Below are 21,460 nucleotides of genomic sequence, written 5' to 3'. Positions count from 1 at the left end.
ATCACGAAAACGATTAATGTAATTATTTATCTAATTTAACGGTCATCGAACGCAAAACTGCGTTGTCAATCTTAGACAAACGGTCAAATTCATTAACTGCTTTAGCATTATCTGCAGTGAAAGTCATAATATGATAAACACCTTCACGATATTTATCGATTTCATATGCAAAATGACGCTTTCCCCAGTCTTTAGATTCAACCATAGTACCATCGTTGTCTGCGATAACTTTATCGTATTTATCAACGATTGCCTTCTTTGACTCTTCATCAACATCAGGCTTAATAATATAAGTTATTTCATACTTAGTAGTTGCCATGACTATTGCACCTCCTTCTGGACTAAATGGTTCTTGCCAAAACAAGAACAAGGAGTAACGGAAAATATTACTCGCAGTCTTTAATTTTAGCACATAAACAAAAAATTACCAAACATCGTTCGCGTGATTTATAAGAATTCATTGATTCTCTATTTATAAATACGCGAAAAGGTCTGATAACTTTTTAGTAAACTAAATTTTTAGTTTTTATTCTTTTTTATCTGAACTATCTGCTTTTTCATCACTGTCTGCATCTTGGTCATCATCAGTAATGTCTTGATCTTCTTCAGTTGGAACAATTGCGAGGCTAGCTACCTTACTCTTGCCACTAACTTTGATCAAACGAACTCCCATTGTGCTTCTACCAGTTTGGGAAACGTCGCCAATCTTAAAACGAATCATAATCCCATTCGTGGTAATAACCATAATGTCTTGAGTGCCATCAATGACTTTCACACCAGCAAGCGGACCATTCTTTTCGGTAATATTGGAAGTTTTGATTCCTTTACCACCACGGCCTTTAACCGGATACTCTTTAGCAGCCGTGCGTTTACCATAACCTTTTTCAGAAATTACGAGAACTTCATCATTTGGCTTAATAACGCCTGATCCCACTACATAATCATGATCACGAAGTTTAATCCCACGAACACCGGCAGCGGTTCGACCCATGGCACGAACGTCACCTTCATTAAAGGTTACGGCATAGCCTAAATGGGTACCAATTAAAATATTTTGTTTACCATCGGTAGTCAAAACATTATTTAATTCATCCCCATCACGCAGAGTTAGTGCGATCAAACCACTATTTCTAATATTAGAAAATGCACTGACATGCGTACGTTTTACGGTACCCATCTTAGTAATAAAGAATAAGTAATTATCCTTGGCATCCTCAGGAATATTGATAATAGTTTGAATCTTTTCGCCCTTTTCAAGTCGAAGGAGGTTTACAACTGGCAACCCTTGAGCAGTTCGTCCGTATTCTGGAATCTCAAAGGCTTTCTTAGAATAAACCTTACCCTTATTAGTAAAGAATAAAAGTGAATCGTGCGTGCTTGAATAAATCAGGTGCTCAATAAAGTCACCCTTCTTAACGCCCATGCCTTTAATTCCTTTACCACCACGGTTTTGGGTCTTAAATTCTTTAATTGGCATTCTCTTGATATAACCACTATGGGTTAAGGTCAAAAGAACGTTTTGCTTTTCAATTAAATCTTCGTCTTCAATCGAAACAACTTCACTTGCTCCAATCTCAGTTCGACGCTTGTCACCAAAACGCTTCTGGATATCAAGCAGTTCATCATAAATAATTTTATTAATTCTTTCAGGCTTAGCAAGAATATCTTTATAATCTGCAATCTTAGTTTGCAAATCATTATATTCAGCTTCAACTTTGCCTCGTTCTAATCCAGTTAAGCGAACAAGACGCATATCTAAGATGGCCTGTGATTGCTTATCATCGAGGTCAAAACGACTAATCAAGGCAGCTTTGGCTACATCACTTGATTGACTTTGACGGATAATCCGGACAATTTCATCGATATGGTCTAGAGCAACCTTTAAGCCTTCAAGTATATGGGCCCTTGCTTCAGCTTTGGCTAACTGAAACTTAGTTCTGCGGGTTACTACATCCTCTTGGTGTTTCAAGTAATATTGCAGCATTTGCTTCAAAGTTAAGAAGTGTGGTGCACCATCAACGATCGCAACCATATTCATACCGAAGTTGGCCTGCATTTGGGTCATCTTGAATAGATTATTTAAGACAACGCTAGCACTGGCATCCCGCCGAATATCAATAGTTACCCGCATCCCTGTCTGATCTGATTCATCACGGACACCGGTAATGCCATCAATTGTTTTGGCTCGTGCTAAATCAGCAATTTTTTTAACTAACTCAGCCTTATTGACCATGTACGGAATTTCACTGACGATAATTCGTTCACGGCCGCTCTTTTCAGTTTCAATATTAGTCTTAGCGCGGACAACAATATTGCCCTTACCACTGTTATAAGCACGGTAAATACCGCCGCGACCCATAATGATACCACCGGTAGGAAAATCAGGGCCAGGAATAGCCTTCATCAAATCTTTGGTAGTAACTTCTGGATTATCCATAAGCATGTGAATGCCGCTAATAACTTCACTTAAATTATGGGGTGGAATATTAGTTGTCATACCAACGGCAATACCACTAGCTCCGTTAACTAATAAGTTCGGAATTCTAGCCGGTAAAACAACCGGCTCATTCTCCGTGTCATCATAGTTACGTTGCCAATCAACCGTATTTTTATTGATGTCGCGTAGCATTTCAACGGCGATCTTGCTCATCCGAGCTTCGGTATACCGCATAGCAGCTGGTTCATCACCATCGACAGAACCAAAGTTACCGTGACCATCAACTAACATGTAGCGATAGCTGAAATTTTGCGCCATGTGCGCCATAGCTAAGTAAATTGATGAGTCACCGTGGGGGTGAAACTTCCCCATGACTTCCCCAACAATTCTGGCCGATTTTTTATACGGTTTATCAGGTGTAACGCCCAATTCGCTCATTCCGTAAAGAATCCGACGCTGTACCGGTTTTAAGCCATCACGTACATCAGGCAAGGCACGAGCAACGATAACTGACATAGCATAGTCCAAGAAGGAACTATTCATCATGCTAGTCAGATCAACGTTTCTTATTCTGTGATCTTGAGTTTGATTATCGTTATCCATTTAAACCTCCTAAGCATCCAAGTTCTCAACGTATTTAGCATTCTTTTCAATAAAGTTACGCCGAGGTGCAACTTCATTGCCCATCAATAGTTCAAAGACCTGGTCAGCATCTTGGGCATATTCTGGGCTAACCCGATCAAGACGCCGGTTTTCTGGATTCATTGTTGTTTCCCATAACTGTGATGGGTCCATTTCTCCTAATCCTTTGTACCGCTGAACTGTCGGCTTCGGACTTGGTTGTAAACTACCCAAATAATCATGGAGTTCATCGTCAGTATCAAGGTACTTAACGATCTTACCTTGACGAACCTGGTAAAGAGGCGGACGAGCGATATACACATATCCCTTTTTAATCATCGGACGCATGTAGTTGTAGAACAGGGTTAGAAGCAAAGTTCTAATGTGTGCCCCGTCGACATCGGCATCAGTCATGATGATTAGCTTATGGTACCGGGCTTTTGTAATATCAAAATCAGCACCAAAACCTGTCCCCAAAGCTGTAAACAAAGAACGAATTTCTTGATTAGCTAGGATTCTATCCATTGAAGCTTTTTCAACGTTTAAGATTTTACCTCTAATCGGCAAAATAGCTTGCGTTAACCTTGAACGTCCCTGCTTAGCAGAACCACCGGCTGAGTTACCTTCGACAACAAATAATTCCGAAATATTAGGATCATTACTGGTATTGTCAGCTAATTTACCTGGCAGGTTAGCTATTTCGAGCCCTGACTTCTTACGTGTTACTTCACGAGCTCTCTTAGCGGCCGTTCTGGCACGTTCAGCCAATTGCGATTTTTCTACGATCTTACGGCCTACTTTGGGGTTCTCCATCAAAAAGTGGCTGAAGGTCTCAGAAAATGCCTTATCAACGGCAGTTCTAGCGTCAGAGTTACCAAGTTTAGTCTTCGTCTGCCCTTCAAATTGTGGATCTGGGTGCTTAACGGAAACTACAGCAGTCATACCTTCACGGATGTCTTCACCCGAAAGGTTATCATCTTTATCTTTTAAAATTTTAGCTTTATGAGCATAGTCATTCACTACCCGGGTGAGTGCGGTCTTAAAGCCGGCTTCATGAGTTCCACCTTCATAGGTATGAATGTTGTTGGCAAAAGTCATTAACGTTGTTTTATAGCCAGTGGTATATTGCAAAGCTACTTCAACATTAATGCCATTGTAATTACCCTCAACGTAAATAGGCTCATCAAAGAGTACTTTAGAGTTCCTATTCAAGAAAGAAACATACTCCTTAATTCCACCTTCATAGTGGTAAACATCGGTCTCTGCAGAGTCCTTGCGTTTATCAGTAAAGGTCAACTTTAAGCCTTTGTTTAGGAATGCAAGTTCACGAATACGGGTCTTTAAAACCTTATCATCGAAGGAAGTAGTCTCAGTAAAAATGTCTGGATCTGGATAAAAATGGACGATTGTACCGTGTTCGTTTAACGGAACATCACCAACCACTTTCATCTGATCCCTTACACGGCCACGATCGAAATCGATAAAGTACTTTTTACCATCACGCATAGTAGTTACATCAAGGTGGCTAGAAAGTGCGTTAACAACGGAAGCACCAACACCGTGCAGTCCGCCGGATACTTTATATCCGCCGCCGCCAAATTTACCACCGGCATGTAAGACAGTAAATACAGTTTCTAGGGCTGGACGACCGGTCTTCTTTTGGATATCAACCGGAATACCACGACCATCATCCTGAACAGTTACACTGCCATCGGCATTGACAGTAACTTCAATTTTACTAGCAAAACCGGCTAAACGCTCATCGATACTGTTATCAATAACTTCCCATACCAAATGGTGCAAGCCTTGAGAACTAGTTGAGCCAATGTACATGCCTGGCCGCTTACGAACAGCTTCAAGTCCGCCTAAAACCTGAATTTGACTGGCATTATATTTATCGGCTTCTTTTTCATATTTCTTGTCTTTAGCAAGATTTTCTTTTTTATTATCAGCCATTCAATTCTCCTTTTTCCAAACTAATTTTACCGGATTGAATACGATATATTTTCGGTTGCTTGATTATTTCCCAGGAAATACCTTCAAGATCTGTAGTGGTGATGAAAGTTTGTGTCTTCCCGTGAATATAATTCAAAAGCGCGCTCTGACGACTATGATCCAGTTCACTCATAACATCATCCAGCAAAAGCAGCGGATATTCATCTGTTAACTGGTGAACCAATTGAATCTCAGCCAGCTTGATACTCAAGGCAATCGTTCTTTGCTGACCCTGGGAGCCATACAAATGAGCATCTTTACCATCAAGCTTAAATTCAATGTCATCGCGGTGGGGACCAGATAAGGTTGTGCCCTTTCTAATCTCATTATTTTTGCTTCTTTTATAATTAGCTAGGACTTTATGATAAATGTCCTCCGTACTATCTGTAGCCTTAATATCCACCACTGATGGATGATAAGTTACCGTTAAAACCTCATCTGCTGAACTTATGTGCGTATACGCGTCACTTGCAAAGCGACTCAGATAGTTGAGGAACTTAAACCGCCGCACAACAATTTCGGCTGCGATCCCAGCTAATTGATCTGAAAGAACATCCAGAAAAACTAAATCATGTGCCTCGCCTTTTGCTAACTGCTTTAAATAATTGTTTCTCTGAAAGAGAACCTGCCGGTATTTACTCGCAAAATACAAGTATTCTGGATTAATTTGACCAAATTCTTGATCCATAAACCGACGCCTTAAAGCTGGGGCACCCTTGATTAATTCCAGGTCTTCTGGCGAAAAAAGAATAGCGTTCAATTGTCCAATATACTTAGACACTTTTGCTTGTTCTACCCGATTCACCCAAACTTTTTTACCTTTTTTGGTAATCAGAACTCGTAAATCTGAGTTCACCTGGCTTTTATGGACATGTCCCATGAGGTTGGTATAATCTTTGCCAAAAGCAATTAATTCTTTATCACTGCTGGTCCGATGAGATCTGGTCAACGCTAAAAAATAAATTGCTTCAAGTAAATTGGTTTTCCCTTGCGCATTTTTACCAATAAAAATATTGACATTCGGATCAAAATTAATATCAATATTTTTTAAATTACGATAATTCTGTGCAACAAAATGATCGAGATACATTAATTTTACCGAAATTCATAAGTATTACCGGCAACTTCAACTTTGTCACCTGAACGTAGTTTCTTACCCCGGCGATTTTCTTTTTCACCGTTCAATAAAACGGGATTGTCACGCAAATACCATTTTGCCTGTCCACCAGAAGAGATTATGGCCTCTTCTTTTAAAAATTGACCTAAGGTAATATATTCACCTTTAATTGTAAAATTTTTGATAGTATTCACCTTCAACACTCTATTAGTACCTATATAATTATATTCGTTTGTGAGTTAAAAGACAAACTTAAAGGCTAATATAAAGCCATATGAGCGTTTTTTTAGAAAGCTAACCAACTCATAATAAATACGTAAAAAAAGTAACTCCAACCATTTTTTGGCACTCAGAGAAAAAATAACAAACAAAAAGACCGTCAATCGACGATCTTTTTTAGTAACCAACTTTAATAATAGATTAATAAGTTCTAACTGGCGTTATCAATTGGACAAAAGCTACGTCATCCTTATCTGGATTTACCGTAAACGGACGAAGTGGCTGCGTAAAGTTCATGATTACCGAATCGGTAACTGAAGCACGTAAGGCATCCCGCAAATAATCAGGGTTGAAGGAAATCTTTAAGTTCTTCCCTTCCAGATCCTTAAAGGCAACATCTTCCTCAACATTACCAATTTCAGCGGATTTACCGGATAATTTTGCCGTTTGCTTTTCAGTATCCAAAGTTAAGTTGACAACGTTGTTACGACCCGCATGCGTTAATAGACTCGCACGGTCAAGGGCACTAGAAAGTTCAGACAGGTCAAATTTAACCGTTGTGGTGCTTTCGGTTGGAATTAACCGCTCGGTATCAGGATAACTACCCTCAAGAAGACGTGAATAGAATGAAATATTGCCAATTTCAAAAAGGACCTGACTATCACCTGGGCAAACTTTAACCTTCGGATCGGTCTCTCCGATAATCCGTGACAATTCCTGTAAACTCTTACCGGGAATAATTAAATCTGTTTTAGTTTGCGGTCCGTTTTTTAAAGCTAGTACTCTGCTTGCTAACCGGTGGGAATCAGTGGCAACAGCGTGAATTTTATCTGGACTAAAAGTAAAATGAACACCTGTTAAAACCAAACGGCTTTCTTGAATAGCAACGGCAAATTCAGTTTCGTTAATTATCTCTCTGAAAGTTTTTCCTGAGATAACAAAAGAGGAATCGTCAGGGATTTCAGGTAATCTTGGGTAATTATTGGCATCTAAGCCGTTAATGGTGAATTCACTATTTTCAGATATGATTTGTGTTTGAAAACTTTGTTTAACTTCAAAAGAGAAATCTTTTCCTGGTAATTTTTTAACAATTTCACTAAAGAAGCGTGCAGGTAAAACAATTGAACCGGTTGATTCTACTGTTAAATCTTCACTTACCGGAATTTTGATTTCGATTGAAATATCTGTATCACTACCCGTTAATAGTAATTCTTGTTCAGATAAATCAAGTTTAATCCCACTAAGTATTGGAATAGTAGCTCTTGATGAAATTGCTCTCATTACATTATTTAAGTTTTCTAAAAACAAGTTGCGGTTAACTGTAAATTTCATTTGTTGCCTCCTGATTTCAGGTATGTTTTTTATTTATATTAATTATATATTTAATTACTTAGTAGTAGTAGGTCCTGTGATTTTTGTTGAAAAGTATTAAGCGGCCTAAAATAACGGAATTGTTGCGGTTAAGAAAATGTGTACAAAGTTAAAAGTTATCCACAGTGGACAACTTATTAGCGATCAAGCATTTGCTTTTTAGCGATCAAGCATTTGCTTTAAATCGAATACAGCAGTTTTGATATCGGAATCAGTTTTAATCTGGCGGCTGATCTTTTGGTAAGCATGCATGACTGTCGTGTGGTCCTTCCCGCCAAATTCTTGTCCAATTTTAGGTAAGCTTGCATCTGTCAGTTCACGAGAAAGGTACATTGCGATTTGTCTTGGTACCACTATTTGTCTTACCCGTCTCTTTCCCTTTAATTCAGTAGTTGAAGTTTGAAAATAATTAGCAACTACTTCTTGAATTTTGGATATTTGTAAGCCACGATCCTTTTGAACTAACTTAAGATCGGCTAAAGCTTCACGCGCTAAATTTACATTAATATCTTCTTTTTCAATGGTGGCGTGAGCCTGGACCTTAACAAGGGCACCTTCAAGTTCACGGATGTTTGTGTCAACTTGTGAAGCTATGTAATCCAAAGTGTTGTCGTCAATGGTTAAGTGTTCCGCTTCTGCTTTTTTACGTAAAATTGCGATTCGGGTTTCAAGATCCGGTGGTGTAATTTCAACTTGCAGTCCCCAAGCAAACCGGGATACCAGACGCTCCGACAAATCAGGTATTTCGGTTGGCAGGCGGTCACTCGTCATTACAATTTGTTTTTGATCATTATAAAGGGTTTCAAAAGTATGAAAGAATTCTTCCTGAATCCCCTCTTTTTTTGCAAAGAATTGAATATCATCAACTAATAATAGGTCGCAGGTTCTGTATTTCTCACGGAATTGATCCTGCGTTTTATTTTTGATGGAGTTAATGAAGTCATTGACGAAAGTCTCACTTTGAATGTAAACGACCTTTGAGTTTGGCCTTTCGGCGAGCATCTGGTGCCCGATTGCCTGCATTAAGTGTGTTTTTCCTAAACCAACGCCACCAAAAATAAAGAGCGGATTATAAAAACTACCAGGGCTATCGGCAACGGCTAGGGCTGCACCAGCGGCTAGTTTGTTGCCTTCGCCTTGAACGAAGTTGTCAAAAGTATACTTATCGTTTAGCTGTAAATCGCGCATAAAATCTTCATGATCGGGAGCCTTGCTAGTGTGTAAGGGACGAGCGGTTTTAGGTTTAGGTGTGACCATTCTTTCGGGACTTTTACTGTCGTCTGCAACGTGAAAGGTAGGCAGAATTTCTATATTTGCGTACCCATAAGCCGATTGAATAAGCTGTGAAGATAGATTCTTTTCCCAGTAACCTTCGGCTACTGGATTTTGAACAGCAATTTTTAATTCATGCGTTCCTTTATTGTAGGAAATTGGTTTCGTGTTTTTAAACCAAGCATTATAGGCAACTTCATTAAAGCGTTCGCGCATTTCATCGTTAAAATGTTGCCAAAATTTATCAATATCGAACAAAATTTATTCCTCCAATAATAAAAAGCAATCTTTATTTTAGCATCTCATTAAAATGTTTTCCACAAGTGTACAAAAGAAATCCAATATTCACAGGATGTGGATAATTATTTTTGGCTGATCCACATTAATACTATTATTATTTAAATATTGTCCTCTTTCTACAGACTATCTGTGTATAATTTTCCCTTATTTCATAGTACATTATAGCTATTTTATGAATCGTTATCCACAACTTGTGCATATCTTTTTAAACAAGGTGTGAATTGTGGATAAATCTGCGTATTTTCTTGTGTTTTACTAAATATGGAAAATGAAAAGCTAAAATAATCCACAGATTTGATTTTAAATATTGCTTATTTACTGCTGTTATTTTTTCTTATCTGGTTAGCCTTTATCAGTTATTTAATAAGAAATTACGGTGTGGGATGCGAAATTTAGAAAGTTCTTACCATAAATAATTATTCTTTTTTTAATTTATACTTGGTTTTTTGCCGTAATCATGCTATTCTAGATACTAAATTGTGCAGTTCGCACACAAATGGAGGTGTAGTCTAATGACAACTAAAAGAACTTACCAACCTAAGAAGCGTCACCGTTCACGTGTTCATGGCTTTATGAAGCGTATGAGTACATCAAATGGCCGTAAGGTTTTAGCAAGACGCCGCGCAAAGGGTAGAAAAGTCTTATCTGCTTAAACCACTGAATCCCAGTGGTTTTTTTAGTCTACTAGAGTGGAATGGAACGTTTTGAGAAAGTCTTATCGAGTTAAAACTGAAAAGGATTTTCAGCGAGTTTTTACATCTGGCGACTCAGTTGCTAATCGAGCTTTTGTTATCTATAAAATGGAAAGAACAGAAAATAAACACTTTCGGGTAGGTATTTCTGTTGGCAAAAAGGTTGGGCATACTGCTGTTGCTCGAAACCAACTCAAACGTTATATTCGTGCAGTGCTTACCGAAGAAAAGGCGGAGATTGATCCGCACATTGATTTTTTGGTAATCGCCAGACCTTATGCTCGTAATTTTAAGATGGCTGAGATACGCAAGAATTTGCTTCATGCGCTGTCTTTGGCTCATATTATTGAAGAAATGCCAGATGAAGTTGAGGAAGATTAGAGTGAAAGACATTCTGACTAAAAGAAATGTCAAACGTCTGCTTGCACTTTTGGCGGTTGTCACAATTGCAGTTGTTTTAACTGGTTGTGCGGCTCCCAATTCGCAGCAAATGGCGCCAGTTTCGCATAATAGCGGAAATTGGTGGGATAGATGGGTAATTTATTACATGTCCACCTTCCTACTTTGGCTTGCCAAGATTATGGGCAACAACTATGGTTGGTCAATTATAGCCTTTACCGTTATTGTCCGGGTCATCTTGTTACCATTAAATGCGATTTCAATCAGAAGCACGACCAAGATGCAGGGGATTCAGCCGCAGGTTACTGCGCTTCAGAAGAAGTATCCAGGACACGATACTGAATCCAGGACATTATTATCACAGGAAACAAATAAGCTTTATAAGGAAGCCGGGGTAAATCCGTACGCCGGGTGTCTTCCATTGATTATTCAGCTTCCTGTTATGTATGCCCTGTATGGTGCCATTATGCGTACGCCACAACTGCAAACCGGTCGTTTCTTATGGATGGACTTAGGTAAGCCGGACCCGTATTACATAATGCCGATTTTGTCGATGGTATTTACTTTTATATCTACTTATATCAGTCAAATGTCTACGCCGAAGGAATCTCAAAACGGGATGACCAAGGTTATGACATATGGAATGTCAATTATGGTAGGTGTAATGGGTATTTACTTCCAGTCTGCCATTACTCTTTACTGGGTTATTTCTAATCTTTTCCAGGTTATTCAAACCTTCATCCTGCAAAACCCGTTTAAATATAAGCGTGAGCAAGAAGCTAAGGTTAAGGCTGAACGTGAGCGTAAGCATAAAATCAGAAAAACTTACAAGCGTCTAAGACGCAGAAAATAGAATAAACGTCTAAAATGATTTTTAGATAAAGTAGTCAAAGTGCTTTATACATCATGGTGTTCCATGCTGTTATAATGCGCTTTTTTTATTGGAAAAAAGAGGTAAATCATGGCTAAAACTTTAACTGAGTTTGATACGATAGCAGCAATTTCCACTCCCATAGGTGAAGGTGGAATTTCTATTGTACGTATGTCTGGTGAAGATGCGGTTAAAATTGCCAATAAGGTATTTAAGGGAGCTAATTTAACTAAAGTGCCGACGCATACCATTCATTACGGCCATATTGTTGATCCGGACACCGGCAAAACAATTGATGAGGTAATGGTAACTGTGATGCGTGCTCCTAAAACCTTTACCCGTGAGGATATTGTTGAAATTAACTGCCATGGTGGGATTGTTGTTACCAACCATATTTTGCAGTTGCTGCTTGGACATGGTGCGCGGATGGCAGATCCTGGTGAATTTACCAAAAGGGCCTTTGTTAACGGACGAATTGATTTAACCCAAGCTGAGAGTGTGATGGATATTGTTCGTGCTAAAACTGATAAGGCACGGCAGGTAGCCGTTCAACAACTCAGTGGCGGCTTACTTAAGAAGATTCGCGCAATGCGCAAAGAAATTTTGAATACGCTAGCTAACGTTGAGGTTAATATCGATTACCCTGAGTACGATGCAGATACAGTAACTGCCAAGCAGATGGCTGATACATCGCAATCCGTTATCAATAAGATAAATCAGCTGCTTAAAACTGCTCAAGAAGGGACCGTCTTACGTAATGGTTTAGCCACCGCAATCGTGGGTCGTCCTAATGTTGGGAAATCATCCCTGCTTAATTATTTGACTAAGAGTGATAAGGCAATCGTTACCGATGTTGCAGGGACTACTCGGGACACTCTAGAAGAATACGTTTCTATTAAAGGGGTTCCGCTTAAACTAGTTGATACGGCCGGCATTCGGCACACTAGTAATAAGGTTGAAAAAATTGGAGTTGAACGTTCAGAAGCGGCTTTGAAGAAAGCTGATCTGGTTTTACTCATACTTGATTCAAGTGAAGAATTGACTGATGAAGATATGGCTCTAGTTAAGGAAACCGATGGCAAAAAGCGGATCATTATCTTAAATAAAACCGATTTGGGACAGAAAATAACGACTGCAGGGATGAGAAAACTAACCAGCAGTGCGGTAATTTCAACTTCAATTTTAAAAGAAAAGAATTTAGATGAGCTAGAGAATACTATCAAAAAACTGTTCTTCTCTGGTATTGAAAATTCTAATGATCAAGTTATGGTAACTAACCAGCGGCAAACAGGACTTTTGCAAAAAGCAAAAAAGCAGTTACAGGATGTTATCCATGCTGTTAATAAGGATGTTCCCGTAGATATTGCGCAGATTGATTTTACTGGTGCTTGGGATACTTTAGGTGAGATTACCGGTGATAGTGCCCCAGATGAATTAATCAATGACCTGTTCAGCCAATTTTGTTTAGGAAAGTAGGAATTAATAAAAGATGATAAAGACTTTTGATTCAGATGAATATGATGTCATTGTCGTTGGTGCTGGCCATGCAGGTTGTGAAGCTGCTTTAGCCAGTGCTCATATGGGCCTCACGACATTACTATTAACCATTAGCTTGGATATGGTTGCTTTTATGCCGTGTAATCCTTCCGTTGGTGGTCCCGCTAAGGGAACGGTTGTCCGTGAAATTGATGCATTAGGCGGTCAAATGGGTAAAAATATTGACGCTACCTACATTCAAATGCGGATGTTGAATACAGGCAAGGGGCCGGCTGTCCGTGCGTTAAGGGCACAAGCCGACAAGTGGCAATACCATGAACATATGAAAGATGTTATTGAAAATACCCCGCATTTGACTTTACGGCAGGGGCTTGTAGACCAACTGATTACCGAAGATGGCGTCTGCAAAGGTGTGCAAACTAATACCGGTGCCAGATACCATTCAAAGAGTGTGGTTTTGACTACTGGGACTTCTGCTCGTGGCCGGATTTATATTGGTGAGCTTAATTATTCATCCGGGCCGGATAACACGATTCCTGCCATTAAATTATCAGAAAATTTACAAAAATTAGGATTTAAGCTTCGACGGTTTAAGACTGGGACCCCGCCACGGGTTAATGGTCATACGATTGATTATTCTAAAACGCAGGAAGAACCGGGGGATAAAACTCCGCGGCACTTTTCATTTGAAAGTAAAGATTCAGATTATCTAAAGTACCAAATTTCCTGCTGGATGACTTATACCAATCCTGTGACTCATAAGATTATTAGGAATAACTTAAAACGGTCTCCCATGTTTTCTGGCCAAATTAAGGGTGTGGGTCCGCGTTATTGTCCATCAATTGAAACCAAAGTTGTCCGTTTTGCTGATAAACCGCGTCACCAACTTTTCTTAGAGCCTGAAGGCAAAACCACTCATGAAATTTATGTTGGGGATTTTTCAACCTCTATGCCTGAAGAAATTCAGTTAAAGATGCTGCACTCAGTAGCTGGGCTTGAACATGCGGAAATGATGCGTCCAGGATATGCGATTGAATACGACGTAATCGATCCTTGGCAGCTTAGACATACTCTGGAAACTAAGAAGATTAAGAACTTATTTACCGCTGGACAAATGAACGGTACGTCAGGCTATGAAGAAGCAGCAGGGCAAGGTTTAATTGCTGGAATCAATGCGGCTCTTCGTGCTAAGGGTAAGCCTGGCTTTACCTTGGGCCGTGATGAAGCCTATATTGGCGTTTTAATTGATGATTTGGTAACCAAGGGGACCAATGAGCCATACCGTTTATTGACCTCTCGTGCGGAATACCGCTTGATTTTGCGGCATGATAATGCCGACCTGCGCTTGACCGATTATGGCTATAAGCTTGGTCTGATTTCGGATGAACGCTACGCTAAATTTGAGGAGAAAAAGAAGCATATTGCTGAAGCAAAGACTAAACTCGCTTCGATTACCATTCATCCAACCGATGAAGTACAAAAATACTTAAAGACTATCGGTGGTGGAAAGATGAAAGCTGGTACTAAGGCAGACGTCTTTTTACGTAGACCTAAGGTTAGAATTGATGATATTGAGCGGTTAACAGGGATGCAGATTTCAGACGACCGTTACGTTAAAGAGCAAGTAGAAATTAATATTAAGTATGCCGGTTACATAAAAAAGGAACAGGTTCAAATTAACCGCCTTCACAGGCAGGAAGCTAAGAAAATACCGGCTGATATTGATTATGAGGCTATTGATGGTCTTGCTACGGAAGCTAGGCAGAAGTTTGAGAAGATTCGTCCGGAAACATTAGCCCAAGCAGAACGAATTTCAGGGGTCAACCCTGCTGATTTAGCTATTTTGAGTGTTTACGTTCAAAATGGTCATTATTCTAAAGTAACAAAGTAAATTTAATAAATAATTTTAAAATTATTTTATAAGTATTTTTTACTAAAAAATACCTAAAAATAACCTTTTATGATCAGGTAATCACAATTGTAACCCCTATCATTATCAAAAAATTGTTTATTAATTTGTGAACTTTGTGATGTAAATATTTTTACGAAGCGCTTACATATGCTATAAAATAACAATTGCTTGCACTTGAAATTGTGAAATTATATGTTTTAATGAATCATGTAAGTAAGCAATTATTTAAGGAGATGCACTTAAAATGACAAAAATTAATGGCGCCGACGCCATGCTTCAAGTTTTATACAATTGGCACATTGATCATATTTATGGATTCCCAGGTGGTTCATTCGATTCTGGTATGAACGCTATCTATGATTTTAAGGATAAGATGAAGTATATCGAGGTTCGTCACGAAGAGGCTGCAGCTTTAGCAGCTTCAGCTGAATACAAGTTCAGCGGCAAGCTCGGTGTATGTTTCGGTTCAGCCGGTCCTGGTGCTGTTCACTTAATGAACGGCTTGTACGATGCAAAGTATGACCACGTTCCAATGGTAGCTATTGTTGCTAACGTTCCAACTAGCCGTCAAGATATGGACTTCTTCCAAGCCTTTGATGAGAAACCTTGGTTTGATCCGGTTGCTGTTTGGAATCACCAAATTAAGAGAGCCGATCAAATCCCTGGCATGATGGATGAAGCTATTCGTCAAGCATATGCTAAGATGGGTCCAGCCGTATTAATTCTTCCTAAGGACTTTGGCTGGGACAAGATTAGTGATAACTTCCGTGTAAATTACGATGCTCATGCAGTTACACCAAACTACGCTGCTCCAAAGAAGGAGTCAGTTGATGCAGCCGTTAAGTTACTTAAGGAAGCAAAGAACCCTGTAGTTTACTATGGTCTTGGTGTTAAGGGTGCTGGCAAAGAATTAAAAGAATTTGCTGACAAATTTAAGACACCTTTGATGTCATCAGTACTTGCTAAGGGTATTGTTGAAGATAAGTTCCCAGCATACATGGGCTCAATTGGCCGTGTTGCTCCGAAGCCAAGTAATGATATTCAAACTCATGCTGACTTGGTTGTCTGGGTTGGTAACGACACACCATTCTCACTCTTCTTCTTTAACCCTAAGGCTAAGGTTATCCAAATTGATGTTGACTCTGAAGCTTTAGGTAAGCGGCACGCAGTTGATGTTCCAATCTTAGCAGACGGTAAGAAGACTTTGCAGGCAATTATTGATGCAGGTGAAGAACGTTCAGAATCACCACTTTACAAGGCTGCTATTGCAGACCGTGAGAACTGGGATTCATGGCAAGAAAGCTTTGCTGATTCAGATGAGACACCAATGCGTCCAGAACCAGTCTTTGATGTTATTAACAAAGAAGCTGCTGACGATGCAGTCTTTGCAGTTGATGTTGGTAACGTTAATATCAACTTCCAACGTTTGATGAATTTACATGATGATCAAATTTGGGCAACATCTGGCTTGTACGCAACTATGGGCTTTGGTGCTCCTGCTTCACTTGCAGCAGCTACTGTATATCCAAAACGTGAAGTTTGGAACTTAGCTGGTGATGGTGCTTTTGCAATGATGAACCAAGAATTGTTGACCCAAGCTCGTTACAACATGCACGTATTAAACGTTGTCTTTACTAACGAAACTTTAGGCTATATTCAAGCTGAACAAGAAGACGAATCCCACCAACCATTATCAGGAGTTATTATTCCAGATAATAATTGGGCAAAAGTTGCTGATGGTATGAATGTTAAGGGCGTAGTTGTTCGTAACAAGAAAGAATTCGCAGATGCTGTTAAAGAATTCAAGAACATGGATGGTCCAATGTTAATTGACGTTAAGTTAACCCATGCAATGCCTTACTCAACTGAATTGAATACCCTTGACGATCCAGCATTCGTCAAGAAATATCAAGCTGAAGCATTGAAGCCATTTAGCTACTTTGCAAAGAAGTATGGTGTTGAAGAAGCTGCTCCTGCCTCAAGTGCATCTCAAGAAGCAGAATCAGAACCTGATACTACTTCAGGTGCTTCACAACATTAATCTGGCTTTAGTAGATATATTTGATAGGAAAGCGAAACCGTTTGGTTTCGCTTTTTTGCTGTCGTATAATGATAATTGATAAACTAAAAATGATGGAGGAATTATTAATATGCAACAGTTCGGTGTCATTGGCTTATCCGTTATGGGTAAGAATCTTGCATTAAACGTAAGAAATCATGGCTTTTCAGTTTCTGGCTACAGTATTGATAGGTCAGAGATTGATGCTTTTGCTAAATACAAAGATGATAAATTAAAACCAACTTATTCTTGGAAAGAATTCGTTGATTCACTTGAAAAACCGCGTAAGATTTTAATTCAAATTATGGCTGGTAAGCCAGTTGATGAAACCTTGCAAAAATTATTACCGCTCCTTGATAAGGGAGATATTTTAATTGATGGTGGTAATTCTAATTTCCACGATACCAACCGTCGTTATCATGAAATGGAAAAGCACGGGATTCACTTTATTGGTATGGGTGTTTCTGGTGGTGAAGAAGGTGCCTTACATGGCCCAGCTCTTATGCCAGGTGGCGATGAGGATGCCTATAACGAGGTTGCACCAATCTTAAGGGCAATTGCTGCTAAGACTCCAGATGGCCGTCCATGTGTAAGCTATATTGGTCCTGAAGGCAGTGGCCACTACGTAAAGATGGTTCACAACGGAATTGAATATGCAATTATGCAAGAATTCGCCGAAATTTATGATATTTTACGTAAGGTTGCCGGTAAAACTGATGATGAAATGTCCGATATTTTTGCTAATTGGGACGTCCATCTAGTTCATTCTTACTTAACTGAAATTACGTCAAAGGTTTTGAAGAAAAAGGATACTTTGACCCCTGATCACGTTATTGATCACATCTTAAACGTTGCTTCATATAAGGGTACTGGTAACTGGATGTTAGAAGATGGTGTCAGTTTAGGTGCACCGATCAGCGTGGTTGCTGAAGCCGTTATTGCGCGTTTTATGTCTAAAGCAACGACTCGTGAAGGCAAGAGTGTCGTTTGGAACGGTGAAGTTCCAGCAGATTTGGTTGATAACTTGGAAAAGTCTTTGCAGTTAGCCCAAGCTGTTTCATATGCTCAAGGCTTCCAACAATTAGGTATGGCTGCCGATGCATATAATTGGGACCTGCGTTACACAGCCATTGCCCAAAATTGGGAAGCTGGCTGTATCATTCGTTCATCAATGCTTAAAGACATTGAGAATGCTTATATGGATGGCGGTAAGTTCAAGAAGCTTAAGAATCTATTCCAAGATCCGTACTTCAAGGACTTGTTAAACAAGAATATTCATTCATTACGGGCAATAATCAAGATTTCTACTGATGCGGGTATTCCTACACCAACATTAAGTGCTTCACTTAATTACTTGGAATCAATCTTTAACCCAACACTTCCAGCTAACTTAATCCAAGGTCAGCGTGATTACTTCGGTGCTCATACTTACCATAGAAATGACCGTGTGGGTGTATGCCATACTGAATGGTATGAAGAAAAATAAATTAACGTTACACGTGTAACGAAACCAGCTAAGCTTTAAGTTTTAGCTGGTTTTTGTTGTAGAATAGATAATATTCGCAAGTTTTATAAAAAGGGTGATAGAGAATATATGAGTGATAAAGAAAAAGCGGATGTGAAACTGCTTTTAGAAGCACTAATTGTTGGTATTTGTACGGGAATAATAATCGGGCTATTTCGGTATGGAATTAGTCAGACTACTGGCTTTTGGCTGAATATTTTCAGACTGGCACATAATAATGCAATGTGGTTAATAGCCATTGTTGTTGGCTTTATTGCCACAGATGTGATTGCTGGTTATTTCGTAAAACAATATCCGCATGTTGGTGGTTCCGGTATCCCAGAGGTTAAATTGCAGCTAGAGGGTAAGTTAAGCCTTAGATGGTTCCCGATCCTGTGGCGGAAATTTATCAGTAGCATTTTAGTAATTGGTACTGGGCTTTTCCTGGGCCCAGAAGGGCCGTCACTGCAACTTGGTTCAAATATTGGACAGGGTGTTAGCGAAGGGTTTAAGCAAAACAAAACCAATTCACGGGTCCTTTTAGCAACCGGTGCAGCTAGTGGCTTATCTGCTGCCTTTGGTGCGCCGCTTAGTGGTGTACTATTTATGCTTGAGACGATTTTTCATAACTTTTCACCACGTGTGGGAATAAATGCTTTAGCTGGTGCACTTGCTTCCAACTTTGTAACTTCTAATATTTTTGGACAGCAACCAGTTTTGGCTATTGCCTATGATCATCCATTTCCAGTTGTGCTTTATTGGCATCTGCTTATCTTGGGAATAATTTTAGGATTACTCGGACATTTTTATAAAATGGGTTTATTTTCTTGTAAAAAGCTTTATGCCAAGATTGAATTTCTGCCGCACTGGCTTCTGGGACTCATTCCACTCGCAATCTTAATTCCGATTGCATACTTTTTACCTTTGATTACCGGACCGGGCAGCCGGTTAATTTTAGATTTGCCTGAAATGGTAACTAAAACCGGTTGGATTATGCTTGGAACATTAGTCTTTTTCTATTTACTCAGATTAGTCTTCTCAATCATTTCTTATGATTCAGGGTTGCCGAGTGGTGTTTTTTTACCAGTTCTAACCATGGGGGCACTGATTGGGGCCATCTATGGTTTGTTTATGGTGCAACTGCACTTGCTTCCACGTGTTTTAGTTGTTAACCTGATTATTTTTTCAATGGCTGGTTCCTTTGCAGCAGTTATTCGTGCACCGTTTACGGCAATTATTTTGATCACAGAAATGGTCGGTTCACTTCTTCATTTGATGCCTTTAGCTGTTGTTGCCTTTATTGCATTGTTTACTGACCAACTGCTAGGCGGTAAGCCGATTTATGATAGTTTGGCCCAAGCAATGGAAGGTAAGAACGGTGTAAGCAAAACTGCTTCTGGCTACGGCGATCAATTAACGGTACCAGTTTACGAATCTAGTCAATTAGTTGGTAAAAAAGTAGCCGAAATTAAGTGGCCTAAAGGTACTCTAGTTAAGGTGATTCATCGCAGTAGTCAAGACATAATTCCTAATGGCCAGACCGAAATATTAGCAGGAGATATGCTAGTATTGGCGGTTGATTCTGGTCAACGTGGAGAAGTCTATAATGCGATGATTAAATTGCAAGAAGTAAAATTTGATGGATAAATAAAATTGGCTACTAAAAAAGGGTAAACCACAAACAAAAGTTTGTTGTGATTTACCCTTTTTCCATCTAAATTATTTTTATTTAGTATTTTTAATAAATTTCGGTGAAGTTTCAGGTGCCCAGATTAAACAAATAAGGAAGGCAAATAAAAGAACTCCAGCACAGACAAGCATAGCTAGGCCGGCACCACCGACATCGGTTAAGATTGGCAATAAGAAAGTACCGGCTGCCGCACCGATTCGACTAATAGTAATACAAGTACCAACTCCTGTTGCTCGTACTTTAATATCAAATAGTTCAGTTGGGTATGAATAATCTAAAACTAAGCCAGATGATAGAACAATTGAAAAAACAGAGAAGACTAGTAGTTTAAGTATTGAAGATATCTGCGGCATTAATGCTAAAATACCGATTAAAATTTCTGAAAAGAGGAAGTTATTAATTAAAAAGGAACGCCGGCTAATTCGATTAAAAATAATAATGCCTAATAAAACACCGATAAACATACCACCATTATAAAGAATACCGGAAACGGCCTGGTTATTTATGTTCATACTTTGTAAAAGAATCGGTAAGAAGATACTGATGCCAAAGAAAGCAAAGGCTTGGCATGCATAAAATAAACCGCCGACTAAAGTCTGCCGAATATATTTTTTGCTGAATAGGATGGTCCATGACATTGATTTAACTGGCTTTATATGCTTTAACTTGGGAGATATACCCCAGTTACGGCCCAAATGTTTATCAATAACTTTGTTAGCTGTCTTGACTTTGCCACGACTGGCTAGCCAACTTGGAGAAGCTGGTAAGGGAAAGAAACTGCGAAATAATGCGGTTATAAGTGCTGGAATGGCACCGGTAGCTAAGATAATCTGCCAGGTATAAGCCCCAAAACCATCAATTAGGGAACCGGTTATATACGAAGCAATAAAGCCGATTGTCCAGTAGATTAATAAGTGGCTTTGGCGTTTACTGCCTTCACTTTTAGGCAGCCATTCCGTTAGTAATGCATTGCCAACGGTATAATCAATTGCAATCATTAATCCAATGCCAATTCTAAGTAAAAAAGTTAGGAAGAAATTAGCAGTTAATAAGTGTAATAGTGTAAGACCAGCAAGAATATACATGTTGATCATCAGTAGTTTTCGCCGACCGATTTTGTCTGATAAACGGCCAACGACGATACTGCCGGCCAAACCAATTAGGGAACCAGCTCCAATTAATCCTGTCCATAAACTACTGATTTGAATGTACTTACTAGCATTCGTAAGTGCAGTCCCACTGATTCCTAGTCCGAAGCCACAGGCAATTTGCCCTAAAATGACCGCGATAAGTACCCGAATATGTACCTCAGAAAGTGGTGCTTTTTTATAATTCTTTTTAATATTTGTATTATTTTCCATAAGAGTAGGCAAATGAGTATTCATTTACCTAATTAAGAGCATCTCCTTCATTGCTTATTTAAGAAACCAATGTACAATTTTACCAAAAACGGTGAAAGTAGACAAAAAAAGACTACTAATTGACATTAATTAGTAGTCTATTT

Annotated in this window: 16 protein-coding genes; 8 read left to right on the top strand and 8 right to left on the bottom strand. The window is 39.2% G+C overall.

Translation table 11 applies throughout. From position 1 onward, the window contains the following. Positions 1 to 22: 22 nt before the first annotated feature. The 7 genes from rpsF to dnaA form a co-directional block, all read right to left on the bottom strand. Positions 23 to 319 carry a 30S ribosomal protein S6 gene (gene rpsF / locus FC77_RS01905; protein ID WP_054681406.1) on the bottom strand — a complete coding sequence of 99 codons (297 nt, stop codon included), beginning with the start codon at positions 317 to 319 and terminating at the stop codon, positions 23 to 25. Positions 320 to 526: 207 nt separating this feature from the next. Then, entirely contained in the window at positions 527 to 3,040 is a 2,514-nt protein-coding gene (gene gyrA, locus FC77_RS01900; protein WP_056969903.1) for a DNA gyrase subunit A, read from the bottom strand. Between the two features lie 9 nt (positions 3,041 to 3,049). Further along, positions 3,050 to 5,014, bottom strand: coding sequence for a DNA topoisomerase (ATP-hydrolyzing) subunit B (gene gyrB / locus FC77_RS01895; RefSeq protein WP_056969901.1), 1,965 nt, complete (start codon positions 5,012 to 5,014; stop codon positions 3,050 to 3,052). Continuing rightward, positions 5,007 to 6,143, bottom strand: a complete 1,137-nt coding sequence (gene recF, locus FC77_RS01890; RefSeq protein WP_056969899.1) for a DNA replication/repair protein RecF — start codon at positions 6,141 to 6,143, stop codon at positions 5,007 to 5,009. The genes gyrB and recF overlap by 8 nt, the downstream gene beginning before the upstream one ends. Before the next feature lie 5 nt (positions 6,144 to 6,148). Further along, positions 6,149 to 6,364, bottom strand: coding sequence for a S4 domain-containing protein YaaA (yaaA, locus tag FC77_RS01885; RefSeq protein ID WP_056969897.1), 216 nt, complete (start codon positions 6,362 to 6,364; stop codon positions 6,149 to 6,151). A 226-nt stretch (positions 6,365 to 6,590) separates the two neighbouring features. Next, positions 6,591 to 7,721: a DNA polymerase III subunit beta gene (dnaN, locus tag FC77_RS01880; protein ID WP_056969895.1), complete on the bottom strand. Its 1,131-nt coding sequence runs from the start codon at positions 7,719 to 7,721 to the stop codon at positions 6,591 to 6,593. Positions 7,722 to 7,919: 198 nt separating this feature from the next. Continuing rightward, the gene (gene dnaA / locus FC77_RS01875) at positions 7,920 to 9,290 is read right to left on the bottom strand and encodes a chromosomal replication initiator protein DnaA (protein WP_056969892.1); all 1,371 of its coding nucleotides are present in this window, start codon (positions 9,288 to 9,290) and stop codon (positions 7,920 to 7,922) included. A gap of 554 nt (positions 9,291 to 9,844) precedes the next feature. Here dnaA and rpmH point away from each other — a divergent pair. The 8 genes from rpmH to FC77_RS01835 all read left to right on the top strand — a co-directional run bounded on the left by rpmH (position 9,845) and on the right by FC77_RS01835 (position 19,913). Then, the gene (gene rpmH, locus FC77_RS01870; protein WP_003549412.1) at positions 9,845 to 9,985 is read left to right on the top strand and encodes a 50S ribosomal protein L34; all 141 of its coding nucleotides are present in this window, start codon (positions 9,845 to 9,847) and stop codon (positions 9,983 to 9,985) included. 51 nt (positions 9,986 to 10,036) lie between these two features. Further along, positions 10,037 to 10,405, top strand: coding sequence for a ribonuclease P protein component (gene rnpA, locus FC77_RS01865; RefSeq protein WP_056969890.1), 369 nt, complete (start codon positions 10,037 to 10,039; stop codon positions 10,403 to 10,405). A gap of 1 nt (position 10,406) precedes the next feature. Next, complete coding sequence (locus FC77_RS01860) at positions 10,407 to 11,276, top strand: membrane protein insertase YidC (protein WP_151443676.1); 870 nt, start codon at positions 10,407 to 10,409, stop codon at positions 11,274 to 11,276. A 108-nt stretch (positions 11,277 to 11,384) separates the two neighbouring features. Further along, entirely contained in the window at positions 11,385 to 12,770 is a 1,386-nt protein-coding gene (gene mnmE, locus FC77_RS01855) for a tRNA uridine-5-carboxymethylaminomethyl(34) synthesis GTPase MnmE (RefSeq protein WP_056969888.1), read from the top strand. A gap of 13 nt (positions 12,771 to 12,783) precedes the next feature. After that, positions 12,784 to 14,682: a tRNA uridine-5-carboxymethylaminomethyl(34) synthesis enzyme MnmG gene (mnmG, locus tag FC77_RS01850; protein WP_056969886.1), complete on the top strand. Its 1,899-nt coding sequence runs from the start codon at positions 12,784 to 12,786 to the stop codon at positions 14,680 to 14,682. Positions 14,683 to 14,947: 265 nt separating this feature from the next. Beyond that, on the top strand, positions 14,948 to 16,744 hold the full coding sequence (gene spxB / locus FC77_RS01845; protein WP_056969884.1) for a pyruvate oxidase: 1,797 nt from the start codon (positions 14,948 to 14,950) through the stop codon (positions 16,742 to 16,744). 109 nt (positions 16,745 to 16,853) lie between these two features. Next, positions 16,854 to 18,248: an NADP-dependent phosphogluconate dehydrogenase gene (gene gndA / locus FC77_RS01840; protein WP_054681401.1), complete on the top strand. Its 1,395-nt coding sequence runs from the start codon at positions 16,854 to 16,856 to the stop codon at positions 18,246 to 18,248. A gap of 108 nt (positions 18,249 to 18,356) precedes the next feature. Then, positions 18,357 to 19,913, top strand: coding sequence for a ClC family H(+)/Cl(-) exchange transporter (locus FC77_RS01835; RefSeq protein WP_056969882.1), 1,557 nt, complete (start codon positions 18,357 to 18,359; stop codon positions 19,911 to 19,913). Between the two features lie 78 nt (positions 19,914 to 19,991). On the opposite strand, the gene FC77_RS01830 is transcribed toward FC77_RS01835, so the two are convergent. Next, positions 19,992 to 21,317 carry an MFS transporter gene (locus FC77_RS01830; protein ID WP_056969918.1) on the bottom strand — a complete coding sequence of 442 codons (1,326 nt, stop codon included), beginning with the start codon at positions 21,315 to 21,317 and terminating at the stop codon, positions 19,992 to 19,994. Between the last annotated feature and the right edge of the window lie 143 nt (positions 21,318 to 21,460).

Origin of the sequence: Lactobacillus acetotolerans DSM 20749 = JCM 3825 (assembly GCF_001436775.1) — a bacterium.
In the GTDB taxonomy this organism is placed as follows: domain Bacteria; phylum Bacillota; class Bacilli; order Lactobacillales; family Lactobacillaceae; genus Lactobacillus; species Lactobacillus acetotolerans.
This window is presented reverse-complemented; position numbering and strand designations above follow the sequence as displayed.